Source organism: Amphibacillus cookii (assembly GCF_016908375.1).
Taxonomy (GTDB): Bacteria; Bacillota; Bacilli; order Bacillales; family Amphibacillaceae; genus Amphibacillus_C; species Amphibacillus_C cookii.
Genome location: NZ_JAFBDS010000005.1, coordinates 43,447 through 56,721, shown reverse-complemented (window position 1 = coordinate 56,721; position 13,275 = coordinate 43,447). Strand labels below are relative to the sequence as shown.

The following is a 13,275-nucleotide window of genomic DNA, read 5'->3' as shown; positions in this document are numbered from 1 at the left end:
TAAATTTACAAAATAAAAAAACTTAATCAAGTTCGATTAGAGAAGGTTCAATCGTTAACAGAAACAAGCCCATGTCACATTAATACAAGTGATATGGGCTTGTTTGGTAAGTTTCTCGTTTAAGTGCTATAAACGTATCTGACTTATACAGTTTGATCCATACTATTAATTAATTGCCCCTTATCATCTACCATACCCAATTGATATGCCTTTGCCAAAACTTGATTAACTTGACCACTTTTGGAATAGTGTTGGTTATGTTGAACATAGTCCAATGCTGTTTGACTCATCGATCTTACATTAGCTTTTTCAACCACTTCATTGTTCTCCAATATCTCTTTAAAGTTTGCATAGGACAAGTCCGATCGGTAATCTGTCCAATTGTTCACACCACCTGTCTTCTGATAAGACTGTTGAAGTGGTTTAACCATGTTCAAAAAAATATATGCACGTTTTGCTGGGTTGTTAAATGATTCTTGCACGTTCATATGAACACTCCTCGCTTGTTATTAATGTAGGTCAAATGGCTTGTTGAGGTGCTAGCTAGATGACTGAATTCCATAAGTTAATTTTATCCAATTCAAAAAAAGTCAATAGAATTAGAAGTAAATAGCAATTTTTATTTAATGCGAATTTAATAATAAAGTTTAACATAATCATAACATTGACTTTAATAAAATTAATGTTATGATTAATTTTATTAAAATGTCAATTGATTTAAGGAGTGATTCATGGTGGAGGATCAACCAAATTGGTTAAATTATTTAGAATATGAGGACTTCAATTTTATTAAAAAGTTTATTCTAACGTCGGGGTCATTAAAAGAGATGGCAAAACTCTATAGTGTCTCTTACCCAACTGTTCGACTTAGACTAGATAAACTCATTCAAAAAATACATTTAGCCGAAGGTGAGGAGAAGGATACGTATATTAACTTGATTCAAAATTTAGCTTTAGATGAGAAGTTAGATGTTAATGTGGCGAAGACACTAATAAAGGCTTATAAAAAACAAAGAGAGGAGTGAAATTGATCATGTTTTTACCTATTAATGCATTAATTTTATTGTTATTAATAATGGGGGTTATTTTTTTGCAATGGTTTTTATCAAAAAGTACAAATAAATATTTGGGGCTTATTTTACCACTACTTAGTTTAATTTTATCACTACTGATTATTATTAATCTAATTGAGCCAGGTATGCTTGAAATAATCATGACATTTATTTTAGTTAATATACCCACTGTTATTTTATTTGGTATTTATCTGTTAGGACAAAAAAAGATAAAACGAAATCATCAATTAAACAAAACTATAATTAAAGATTTAGAATAAGAGGATAGCAACATCTTCCCCAGCTCTGCTTAAACCGTGTACTGTGCATTTTTAAAAAATACGTGACATAATTATGAAGTGGTAAGGTGTGTTTTAAATCCATTCGCCAAGGGTATAATGACACTATTTAATAAAGGAAGAAGGAAATATAAATGAATAAGGTAGCTGTCTTAATGAACACACAGTCTGGAAAAGGCCAATTAGCTCATTATAAGAAAGATATAGCAACCATATTAGAGAGGAACTTTGCTAAAGTGGACGTCTATGATACCACTCATTTTGATGATCGAGTAAAAGCTATTTTGCAAATAGCAGAGCAATCGGAGTTGCTGATTGTTGCTGGAGGAGATGGAACCGTAAATGAGGTAGTAAATATTATTGCGCCACTAACGAATAGACCAGTATTGGCGATTATTCCTGCTGGGACGGCAAATGATTTTTCAAGACAAATTAAAATGCCACAAAATCCGCTCGAAGCAACACAGAAGATTGTCGCTTTAAAAAAACGATTAATAGATATTGGAAAATCAGATCAGCGCTACTTTTTAAATATTTGGGGGATTGGATTAGTTGCACAGGCTTCAGAATCAGTAGAAATTGAATCAAAGCAAAACGTGGGCAAACTTGCTTATTACTTACATGCTATTCAATCTATAGGAGAAGAGCGACCTTTCAAATTAGAAATAAAAGTGAAAGATAAAGTGATAGAAGAACAAGCCGTTATGGTGATCGTAGGCAATGGCAGCTATACAGGTGGGGTGAGAGCATTTTTTCCAGAGGCTGATATCAGTGATGGGCTGTTTGAAGTCCTTATTATCAAGGAAGCATCTATTAAATCTGTATGGTCTATCTTGCAATCAAGAAAAGAGATAGCGGATTATCATCATATGGAGGGAGTTATTGCATTTCAGACCAATCGTTTAACGATTTCAACTGACCCTGCTCAAAAAATCGATTGCGATGGTGAAATAGATGGTCAAACACCAACTCATATTACCTTATTACCTAAGCATATTGAAATGATTGTTGGTGAGTAAATATTACTAACTCAACTTTCGCACACTGAAAATAGTCATTCAACCTTGATCGTGTTCAATAGACGTGGTATTCAATAGGCTTGTTGACTTTACTTCTGCATGGATGTGCCGTATACGTTTAGCACGTTATTTCGTTCCGAAAAGCAAGGGATTCGCTTTTCGCGGGGCTGGCTTCAGCTAACTTTAGAAGCTAAGAGCGCTTCTAAAGTGGATCTTCAGCTCATCCTATTCCCGCAGAAGTCTCACCCCTTGCTTATCTCCACTTAGACTGGGGGTTCATACTGAATGCGTCAGCTCAACTGCACGAAATAAAGCGAAGAAGATGTGACACTATTAGAATAAGAAGTTTCTTATGCTGAGACGCCATGCCCACGGAAAGCGGAACATAGCTCATCTGCGTGCCTAAAAAGAAAGGTTTATATTCAATCGAAAATCTTTATTAAAGTCAACGCTTATATTTAATATGAGGTCTACCCTTATGCTAACTTTGCTGAACCTGAAAATTCAGATGAGAAAGTTGAATTAATAAAATATAGCGAAGCTGATTAATTGATTTGATCAGCTTCTTTGTTGTATAAGAGATTATAAAAGTTGATCCTTTGGATATTTTGAGCGTTCCGGAGCTGTCTCTAGACCCGTCCCTAGTTTCTATCTGGATGCTTTTGTTCTTGTTCGTATTCATGTATAAACGAGAGCTAAGGTCATATAGATCATAAAGGGTAGTACTTTGCGTTATCAGCATAAAGATCAAACAATGCTTAACGATGGATTAATATTTTTTTGGCGTTTTTAGTGTTAAAATAAAGAAAGCTATAGATTGTCTGGAAGAGGGATGGGAGTTATGGATGATGCAAGAGCAAATTCATTTTTATTATACGAGTGATTTACATAGCCATTTTGAAAATTGGCCCAAGATCGTAAGCTTTCTTAATCAGCAAATTACTCGTCATCAATGTAAGGGAGAAGCCTATTTTTTATTGGATAACGGGGATCATTTAGATCGTGTTCATCCAGCGACAGAAGCTTTAAGAGGTATAGGAAATATTGAATTATTAAATCGTGCAAATTATGACGTTGTCACGATAGGGAATAATGAAGGGATTACATTGGATCGATCAGAGCTTATTAAATTATATCAACAAGCTAATTTTGAAGTCGTTTGTGCTAATTTAACGAGTGAAAACAGCCCTGATCCAGATTGGTTAATGCCTTATAAATTGTTAACAACAACCTCCCAAGTGAAGTTAGCCGTTATCGGTTTAACAGCACCTTTTACACCATTTTATCAACCATTGGAATGGCATGTATTTGATCCACTCCAATCCCTTGAACGTTATTTAAAGGAAATGAAAGATCAAGTTGATGTAATTGTCCTGTTATCTCATTTAGGTATTGATCAAGATCAAGAAATAGCCAACCGTTTCCAAGAAATTGATGTAATTATTGGCGGACATACACATCATTTGTTTAAAAAGGAACAATGGATGGGAGATACGATCTTAACGGCAGCAGGTAAGTTTGGAAATCATGTCGGATCCATTAAATTAACGTGGGATCATGATAAAAAAAGGTTAATTGGCAAACAAGCGAAGGCAGTACCAGTATCCTCATATGCTGAAGATCAGCTAACCATGAAGCAGTTAAATCATCAACAGCAGGTAGCCAATCAACTTTTAAGTCGCACAGTGGCTCAGTTACCACAACCACTAGAGGTGAATTGGTTTAAGGAAACGTTACTTATTAAACAATTAACAAGAACTTTGCAAGATTGGGGAGAAGCTGACCTCGCGATGTTAAATGCGGGGATTTTAATTGATGGTTTAAGGCGTGGGCCGATTACTGACTTCGATATTCACCGAATCTGTCCACATCCGATTAACCCTTGTGTAGTGAGTTTAACAGGGCAAGCCTTAGTAGAAGTGATAAGAGCAGGATTAACAGATGATTTCATTAACCTTCAAGTAAAGGGCTTCGGTTTTCGCGGGAAAATCATGGGGTGTCTTGTTTATTCTAATCTCATCTTAGAGACTGAAGAGGATGAACAGGGTTCTTCACATTTAGTAAGTGTTGAAATTGACGGAGAACCGATTGATATAGATAAAGAATACAAATTGGCAACAGCTGACATGTTTACTTTCGGCCATTTATCGCCACAAATCTCACGGGCAACGCAAAAAACGTTTTTTATGCCAGAATTTATTCGCGATCTTTTACGGCCAACTATTCAACAATTAGCAAAAATGTTATAAATGTAGAATGTTGTCGAAATGTTTGCTAGTATTAGAGTTGATAGTGATAAATGGAATGTTAAAGATAGGAGTTCAACATGAAACTAGTAGCGACAAGAGCCTTAACAGTTGGTGCCGAATTAGCAAAGCCAATTTATAGTAGTAAAGGTCAGATTTTAGTTCAGAAGGATGTTGTCTTAACAGAAACATTTATTAAGCGTTTATTAGATCTAGGGGTAACCTATGTCTACATTAGGGATGAGTTATCCGATGATATTGTCGTACATTCACCGATTTCTGAGCAATTAAGAATTAAGTCGATCAATTCGATAAAATCAGCTTTTTTGACTTATAAAACGAAAACATTTAAGAAAGAAGCAGTACTATTAGAACACACAAATGAAGAAATTGCGTCCGTTGTTGATATGATGATCACTGAGATCGATCAAGATGATCAAGTGGTATCGTTAATGTCAGATATTTTTGTTAGCGATAATTATTTATTTAATCATTCAATCAATGTGACGATCTATGCGATTGTGTTAGCAAAAGCGCTGAAACGTTCGAACAAAGAAATAAGAGAACTTGGTTTAGGTGCGATGTTACATGACATTGGTAAGGTGTTTTTACCACATGAGCTGTTGAAGAAAAAAGGCAAACTAACAGATAAAGAATTTGAAGTGATCAAAACACATTCAGAATTAGGTTTTGAATTTCTACGATCCTTTTCAACATTGCCATTAATGGTCTCGCACTGTGCCTATCAACATCATGAGCGATTAGATGGATCTGGTTATCCTCGGGGGATTAAAGGCTCTGAGATTCATTTATATGGTAAGATATTAGCTATTGTAGATGTTTTTGATGCGGTAACAAGTGATCGAGTTTATCGTGATGCGATGTTGCCACAAGAGGGATTAGAAATATTATATGCTGGAAGTGGCACGTTATTTGATCCCCATATGGTAAAATTATTTAGAGAAAGTGTTGCTGTATATCCTAATGGTGTAACCGTTGAATTAAGTGATAAGCGAACGGGCCTTGTCGTTAAACAAAATAAAAAACTTTACAATCGACCTGTCGTAAGAGTGATAAGTGAAAATGATCAACAAATTAATCCTTATGAGCTTGATCTGGCAAAGCACTTAGATGTAACGATTACGGCCTATAAAGTATAAAGATTTTATAAGACTAACTCTCCTAGCAAAAGCATAGATTTATGTTGGGAGGGATTTTTTGTGTGGCGAACGAAACAGCGTGGAAGCGTCTCCGGTAAGAAGATAGTTGCATTAACAACCCTTTTCTTTATGATAACGACATTTTTAAGTGTTATATATATAAACAATGGTATTAAACCAGTTTTGTTGGATATTGCGGAAACGCGCAATATGCAATATGCAAATATGGCTATGGGAATTGCTGTTAGTAAAAAGTTAAATGAAGATCTTGAATTAGATGAACTTATCCAATTTCAATATGATCAAGAAGGGCGAGTCGTCAGCTATCAAATAAATACGGCTTTAGAAAATCGGATTCAGCGAAATATTCAATATCGCGTTGAAAATTTTTTGCATCTCCTTGAACGAGGTGTTATTCCTGATGAATCTGATTTGTTAGAGCTAGAATTGAGTGATAGGGAGCTTGACCACGTCAAGCAACAATCGAATTTGATAGAGATTCCTTTAGGTCAAGTGCTTGGATTGCCTTTATTAGCTAATTTAGGTCCGAAAATCCCAGTCAATTTAGAAGTTATTGGATATGTTAATACAGAAGTAGAAACCCTGATTACAGGGATGAAAATCAATAGCATTCATATTGAGCCGGTTGTTAACATTAAAGTAGAGATCCGAACAATTATTCCTTTTGGATCAAAGACAGCGAAAATTGAACAATCGATCCCAGTAGGCAGTGGCGGTTATAGTGGAGATGTGCCACTTTACTATAATATGTCACCACAGGATGGAGATATGCCTCTATCGATTCCGTTAGAACCCTTGCAATAAGAAAAGAAACTTGGTACACTATTTGAGGAAAATTGAATAAAGACCTTATCAGATCGATGAGATAGAGGCGCAATTTGAAATGAGTAACCTATTTGAGTCACCAACAATGATAATGGGTGAAAGGATTAAATTGCCGAAGTGATTAAAAGGTAGGTACCCTTTTAGTTGCTGGTATATTGTTGAATAAATGATATACTGTCATGTCTTATACGTGGTGAGCTGTTGATCGACCGGAGGATAACGAGATAATTATTTATGTGCACAAGCGTAAATAACAGTAGTAGGTTATGTTCTATTGCTGTTATTTTTTTTTGTTGTTCAATAATTATAAAAATGAGCATTGAATGGTAAAAAAGCATGTATTCGTCTAGCTTCTAAGAAACGAACCTTGTGAAAGTACGCTATTGATCGGTTACTCTGATTAATTTACTTTAGTTGTGCGGTCTCAATTGTGCTTTTTAAATGAGTTATTGCATTTTTTGTCGAAAAATCGAGATTCGCTAGTGTTTCGCTTATAGATTGCCTGATTAAGGAGGCAAGAGATGTTGGCGTTTATCACAGATAACCGGCCATAAAACGTTCTGTTTCAAAATAGAGAGTAGAGATAAAACTATTCGTTTTATGTTAATTGTTGGATTCGATTAATTTTCATTATTTAAAACGCATGGTCATTAAACTTTTCTATCAAATGTTGTCATAGAGGATAATTTCAATTAGCCGATCTAATCGAGAATAAGATAAGTCATTATTCAAATTGAATGATTAGGAGGATTTCAAGATGGAAGGGACAATTTTCTCATTAATACCAGCAGTCCTTATGCTGATATTAGTGGTGTCTACACGTAAGATTTTTTTGTCTTTAGGTGTTGGCATCATCACAGGTGCTTTATTGATTAGTCGCTTTAATATAATTGAGGCAATTATTGATATAATCACTATCTTTCGTAATATTTTCTATAGTCCAGAAGATGGTTTAAACATGGGCAACTTTTATTTGTTGGGCTTTTTATTGCTACTTGGTATATTAACAGCTATCATGGCGGCTTCTGGAGGAAGTCAAGCTTTCGGTCATTGGGCAAGTAACCGTGTAAGAACAAGACGTGGTTCTCAGCTTGTCCCAGCATGTTTGGGGGTATTGATCTTTGTGGATGACTATTTTAATGCCCTTTCAGTTGGACAAGTCTCACGTCCTGTCACAGATCGACAACGTATATCTAGAGCAAAATTAGCTTATATTATTGATTCTACTTCTGCACCGATTACTGTAATAACACCGATTTCTAGTTGGGGGGCCTATATTATTGGAACGATGGGTGGCATTTTTGCTGCCAATGAAATCATTGATTATCAGCCTTTAGAAGCATTTATACGGATGATTCCGCTAAATATGTACGCATTTGCTTCTATGTTAATGGTGTTTATTGTGGCATGGTTTAACTTGAATATAGGATCGATGAAAATACATGAGGATCGAGCGGTTCAAAAAAACCAGCTCGTTGACCCAGAAAACGGGAGTGTCGCAGGTGATTTGAAGCAGGTGGTCGAGCCACACAAAGATGGTAAAGTGTTTCATTTAATTGTGCCTATTGTAACGCTTATTATTGCTACAGTACTTATGATGTTATGGACAGGCTATCTAGCTACAGAAGAAGCAATCACTGTGTTTTCTCTATTTGCGAATACAGATGTAAATATTTCATTGTTCTTTGGTGGACTTATTGCTGTTGTACTGTCATTTATTTTATACCATAAACAATCTCGCCCAAAGCATTCAAACCGATTTGTTATTATTGAAGGTATAAACTCGATGATGCCGGCGATCTATATTTTAATCCTTGCTTGGATGATTGGTGACGTCATTGACACGCTTGATACAGGTGGCTATTTAGCAAGCTTAGTTAATGATTTTTCTTTTAATATTCACTATTTACCATTAATATTGTTTGTCATCGCCGGGTTTATGGCATTAGCGACTGGAACTTCGTGGGGAACATTCGGCATTATGTTGCCAATTGCTGCACAGGTTGCAGTAGAGATAGGTCCAGCTGTTGTCTTACCCGCAATGGCAGCAGTACTTGCTGGATCTGTATTTGGAGATCACTGTTCACCTATCTCTGATACTTCGATTTTATCATCAACTGGTGCAGGTTCTCATCATATTGATCATGTGTTGACACAATTGCCTTATGCTTTTATTAGCGCGATTGCATCAATTATAGGCTATTTCGTTTTTGCTTGGACTGAAATGGCAGTTGTCTCTTTACTAGCAACCTTGATGGTTGTAGTGGTTATATCAGTCATTATCAGTTTTATCACAGATAATCGTCCGTAAACCAGCCCCGTAAAATAGAGAGTGGAGCAAATCAATTGAGGTGGTTGTTCGGATTCACTCAACGAACCTGCAATCCGTGAGCGGGTAAGATCGTAGACTAAAACCGCCACGTCCTTAAGTAGGATTACAGACTAAGACCGCCACGTCCTTAAGTAGGATTACAGACTAAGACCGCCACGTCCTGTGGCAACGTCTGCATGACCTACGTGCTGTAGCCCTCCGCCCACGGATTGAAGGCACGTTTTATGCAAAAAGCGGCTACCTAGTGAAGTAGCCCTTTTTTCTTTAAAGCTAAGATATAAAAGCACTTGCTCATTTCTAACTTATCATATAATAATTATTATAAAAACCTTTGACATAAATGCTTACAATCGTTATAATCATTAAATGTCAGAAAAAAATAAATATTTATACGATCGGTTAGGAATTCTTTATTATTTGTTTTTATCCAGCTTATTATAGTCAGAATTTTCTTACTTTATCGTTCAGAAGGGGAGTTTAGTTATGGAAAACCGTTCACAATGGGGAACGCGTCTTGGCTTTTTGCTTGCTGCTATGGGTTCTGCTATTGGTTTAGGAAACATATGGCGTTTCCCAGCTACAGCATATGAAAATGGAGGAGGCGCGTTCTTTATTCCATATTTGTTTGCGTTACTTACTGCTGGGATTCCGATGTTAATTATGGAATATACGATTGGCCATAAATATCGCAGTTCAGCACCACGCGCATTTAAACGGATAAGTAGCGGTATGGAATGGATAGGTTGGTGGCAAGTAGCAATTTCGTTTGTTATTTCTACTTATTATCCAATCATTGTTGCATGGGCGATTATGCACACTTATTTTTCGTTCAATCTATCATGGGGAACAGATGTATCTGATTTCTTTATAAATGACTTTTTAAAAGTGTCTGAAGCTGGTGTGTTTGGTTCAATGGTTCCCAATGTGTTGATCCCATTGCTAATTGTTTGGTTGATTGTATTTGTTATTTTATTTAGAGGCGTAAAGAAAGGCATTGAATTAGCCAACAAAATCTTTATTCCTTTACTCATTATAAGCTTTTTATTAATCGTCGTTCGTGCGCTAACCTTACCGGGGGCGCTAGATGGATTGGACACGTTCTTTGCACCAGATTGGTCAACGATTACGAATGGTTCAGTTTGGGTTGCTGCCTATGGACAAATCTTTTTCAGTTTATCGATAGCTTTTGCCATCATGATTACCTTTTCGTCTTATTTGCCAAAGACATCTGATATTACAAACAATGCCTTTATTACGGGTTTTGCCAATTCATCATTTGAATTATTAGCTGGTATTGGTGTGTTTGCTGCTTTAGGGTTTATGGCTAATCAAACAGGTCAACCAGTTGCTGAAGTTGTTGAGAGTGGTGTTGGGTTAGCATTTATGGTGTTTCCAGAAATTATTAGTCAAATGCCAGCCTCAGAATTTTTCGGTGTATTATTCTTTGGCTCACTTGTGTTAGCAGGTTTATCTTCGATGGTATCTATATCAGAAACATATATAGCCGGCTTACAAGAGAAATTCAATATCTCTCGAAAAAAGGCCGTGGCAATTGGTGCTGGTGCATCGGCATTACTTTCATTATTCTATGCTAATCAAGGCGGACTTAATCTATTAGATACAGTGGATTACTTTATTAACAATTATGGAGTAGCACTCGTTGGATTATTTGAAATTGTTGCAATTGCTTGGTTTGCAAGAGAAATTAATCAATTACAGCAACATGCCAACAGTGTATCAGATATTAGAGTCGGTCAATGGTGGAAATTTTCATTGCGCGTCATTACACCGATTGTACTAGGTTACATGATGCTACAAAACTTAAGAACAGATATGACTACTGCTTACAGCGAGTATCCAAATGAATTTTTATTTAATTTTGGTTGGATGGTTGCCATTTGTGCAATGGCTTTCGGTGCATTTATGGCGATGAAGAGATGGCCGAAAGAAGACAACCAGTAGGAAAAGGAGAGGTATTTATGTCAATATCTGCTGTAGTTATGATGATTATAGGTATAACCATTATTTGGGGCGGACTTGCATTAAGCATATCACATGCGGTAAAGTCGTCAAAACAATAAGAAATAAAACAAGTGCCGTTAAAAGCTATTAGCTTGAACGGTACTTGTTTTGTTTACTATGTTTATTAATTAGTAAAATCAATTGGCTAACCTTGTTTACTTACCCTTTAAATAAGGTCATGTTCAGCTGTCATTAATTAATTTTCCCATTTCCGTAAGAATGGATAAGGATCAAATGCCCACTCATTTTCACCATTATCTTTGTACATACCATAATGTAAATGAGGTGGAAATTTACCTGATGTACCAGGAGGTCCATAACCAGAAGAGCCCACGTAGCCAATAACATCACCAGGCTCAACGATGTCACCAACTTCTCGGTCTTTTTCAAACCCATTTAAGTGTGCAAAATAATGATAAACGTTATTAAGGTCCCGAATCCCCAGTCGCCATCCTCCATAGCGATTCCAACCCATAATTTCAATTGTACCATAAGTAGTTGCTCTAACAGGGGTACCGTAATCAGCAAAAATATCTGTTCCTTCATGAATTCTTCTACCACCGAAACCTCTCGCATCTCCCCATGTACTTCGGTAACTGTAGTTGAAGTGTTCAGGCACTGGAAAAGCACGATCCGTTAGTTCAATGGTTTGATAAGTTTCGTAAATCTTTGCATTTTGAACAATGGTCTTAACAGCAAGTGGTCTTTGATAATGCTCCCAAAGTGCAAGGTGAATATCATTTTTAGATAGCCCATACGATAAAATATAATCTGCCATCGTATACAATTGATCCTCTGGGTTGTCAATCTGAGCTTCTCCATCCCCATTTCCGTCTTTTCCAATCCCATTGTGAATGGTAACGCTAGTTATAGACGGATCATGATTTAGATTCGATACACCATACCAATCTGTTTCCGGAAAAGTGATCGCCACTAATTCTTTTTCATCATGAATTTGCCTTTCATATTGATCAATAGCAGCTAAATAATACCAAGGAATAAGGGTAAGACTTTCTGTTTTCTTATATAGTGTCAGCCGATCTACTGGCTTATGCTCTTCATCAGCAGTTAAATGAGGGATAGGCAACAGACTTGATATTAGAAATATGGCAATGAGATATTTCTTCATAACTTTTTCCTCCTCATTGGCTTAATAGACTTAATATGCACCTATTTGATAAAAAAATGAATACAAATATTCACCAGTGATGTTTTCTTAACACAACTAGTCGAACGATAAATAATTATGCTAAAATAATTATAGACTTAAAATGACGAGTAGAAGGAGTACAAATGATGCTAGAAGTGGAAGTGGAAGGACAAACTTATCAAGTTGTTGAGAATTTCAAAGATGGCTTTCAAGAAAAGGCATTTGTTGAACGATTTAGTGATATTCTAACCAAATATGATTTTATTGTTGGAGATTGGGGTTATGAACAATTAAGGCTAAAAGGATTTTTTGATGATCAAAATACGAAAGCAAGCTTTGATACGAAAGCAAGTACAATAGATGATTATTTATATGAATATTGCAATTTTGGCTGTGCCTATTTTATTGTCAAACGTATGGGATGATGTAATAAAAGCGCTAAGCAATTATCGTTGCTTAGCGCTTTTATGAACTCTACGCACAAAAAGTAAGTGTATAAAGTGGAAAGTAGCTTATTCATTAATAGTGATTGGATGATCAGTCTAATTCTTCATCGTTTGCTTCACTATGTGCCAGCCTACTTGATGCTGAAGCTGCAATAGCACCCACAATATCGTCAAGAAATGTATGACACATGCCCGTCGATTTATCATTTAATTTTTTTAAAATGCCAGGTTTTTGCTTGTCAATGTATCCGTAATTGGTGAAACCGATTGATCCATAAACATTAACAATGGATAAAGCGATAATTTCGTCAACACCATATAAACTTTCGTCTGTTTCAATCGTTTCTTGTAATGGTGAGGCTAGCTTTTTTTGTTCAGCTAATACATCAAGCTGAATCCCAGTAATAACTGCATTTTGAACTTCGCGTTTCCCTAAGACTTTATCAACATTTCTAATACAGATGTCCATCTCTAAGGTTTCATGGTAAGGCGATTGAAGATAGTATACGAGTTCCCCGATGTCTTCAAGTGTCACCCCGCGATCCTTAAGCCATTGACGCGCTTTCTTTTCTAACGCTGTTTTTGGTTTTTGTTCTGACATATGATCCCATCCATTCTAATAAGAAATTCTATTTTAATAATATACCCGTCCAGATTATGAATAAAACGGAAAAGCTGAATAATTATATAATATGTTGAAATA

Annotated in this window: 13 protein-coding genes and 1 riboswitch; of the genes, 10 read left to right on the top strand and 3 right to left on the bottom strand. The window is 36.0% G+C overall.

Annotation, left to right across the window (positions count from 1 at the left end; translation table 11 throughout):
- Positions 1-143 precede the first annotated feature (143 nt).
- Positions 144-488 carry a hypothetical protein gene (locus tag JOE23_RS08365; protein WP_204437534.1) on the bottom strand — a complete coding sequence of 115 codons (345 nt, stop codon included), beginning with the start codon at positions 486-488 and terminating at the stop codon, positions 144-146.
- Positions 489-731: 243 nt separating this feature from the next.
- Between JOE23_RS08365 and JOE23_RS08360 the strand changes: the two genes are divergently transcribed.
- The 9 genes from JOE23_RS08360 (at position 732) to JOE23_RS08320 (ending at position 11,035) form a co-directional block, all read left to right on the top strand.
- Positions 732-1,025 (top strand): DUF2089 family protein, encoded by a 294-nt coding sequence (locus JOE23_RS08360; protein WP_204437533.1) that lies wholly within the window; start codon positions 732-734, stop codon positions 1,023-1,025.
- Positions 1,026-1,033: 8 nt separating this feature from the next.
- Positions 1,034-1,333, top strand: coding sequence for a hypothetical protein (locus JOE23_RS08355; protein WP_204437532.1), 300 nt, complete (start codon positions 1,034-1,036; stop codon positions 1,331-1,333).
- A 152-nt stretch (positions 1,334-1,485) separates the two neighbouring features.
- Positions 1,486-2,370: a diacylglycerol/lipid kinase family protein gene (locus tag JOE23_RS08350; protein ID WP_204437531.1), complete on the top strand. Its 885-nt coding sequence runs from the start codon at positions 1,486-1,488 to the stop codon at positions 2,368-2,370.
- 848 nt (positions 2,371-3,218) lie between these two features.
- Positions 3,219-4,619: a bifunctional metallophosphatase/5'-nucleotidase gene (locus JOE23_RS08345; RefSeq protein ID WP_239585332.1), complete on the top strand. Its 1,401-nt coding sequence runs from the start codon at positions 3,219-3,221 to the stop codon at positions 4,617-4,619.
- A 77-nt stretch (positions 4,620-4,696) separates the two neighbouring features.
- Positions 4,697-5,776 (top strand): HD-GYP domain-containing protein, encoded by a 1,080-nt coding sequence (locus JOE23_RS08340; protein WP_204437529.1) that lies wholly within the window; start codon positions 4,697-4,699, stop codon positions 5,774-5,776.
- 60 nt (positions 5,777-5,836) lie between these two features.
- Positions 5,837-6,601: a sporulation protein YunB gene (gene yunB / locus JOE23_RS08335; protein WP_204437528.1), complete on the top strand. Its 765-nt coding sequence runs from the start codon at positions 5,837-5,839 to the stop codon at positions 6,599-6,601.
- A gap of 54 nt (positions 6,602-6,655) precedes the next feature.
- A riboswitch (Lysine riboswitch) is annotated at positions 6,656-6,831 on the top strand.
- Between the two features lie 548 nt (positions 6,832-7,379).
- A complete protein-coding gene (locus JOE23_RS08330) occupies positions 7,380-8,933 on the top strand; it encodes a Na+/H+ antiporter NhaC family protein (RefSeq protein WP_204437526.1) in 1,554 nt (517 codons plus the stop codon).
- Positions 8,934-9,437: 504 nt separating this feature from the next.
- On the top strand, positions 9,438-10,916 hold the full coding sequence (locus JOE23_RS08325; RefSeq protein ID WP_204437525.1) for a sodium-dependent transporter: 1,479 nt from the start codon (positions 9,438-9,440) through the stop codon (positions 10,914-10,916).
- A 17-nt stretch (positions 10,917-10,933) separates the two neighbouring features.
- Positions 10,934-11,035 carry a methionine/alanine import family NSS transporter small subunit gene (locus JOE23_RS08320; RefSeq protein ID WP_204437523.1) on the top strand — a complete coding sequence of 34 codons (102 nt, stop codon included), beginning with the start codon at positions 10,934-10,936 and terminating at the stop codon, positions 11,033-11,035.
- Between the two features lie 137 nt (positions 11,036-11,172).
- On the opposite strand, the gene JOE23_RS08315 is transcribed toward JOE23_RS08320, so the two are convergent.
- Positions 11,173-12,105, bottom strand: a complete 933-nt coding sequence (locus tag JOE23_RS08315; RefSeq protein WP_204437522.1) for a M23 family metallopeptidase — start codon at positions 12,103-12,105, stop codon at positions 11,173-11,175.
- A gap of 164 nt (positions 12,106-12,269) precedes the next feature.
- Between JOE23_RS08315 and JOE23_RS08310 the strand changes: the two genes are divergently transcribed.
- Positions 12,270-12,551 carry a YutD family protein gene (locus JOE23_RS08310; protein ID WP_204437521.1) on the top strand — a complete coding sequence of 94 codons (282 nt, stop codon included), beginning with the start codon at positions 12,270-12,272 and terminating at the stop codon, positions 12,549-12,551.
- A 112-nt stretch (positions 12,552-12,663) separates the two neighbouring features.
- Here the strand turns inward: JOE23_RS08310 and JOE23_RS08305 are convergent, their stop codons facing one another.
- On the bottom strand, positions 12,664-13,173 hold the full coding sequence (locus JOE23_RS08305) for a phosphatidylglycerophosphatase A family protein (RefSeq protein ID WP_204437520.1): 510 nt from the start codon (positions 13,171-13,173) through the stop codon (positions 12,664-12,666).
- Positions 13,174-13,275: the final 102 nt, after the last annotated feature.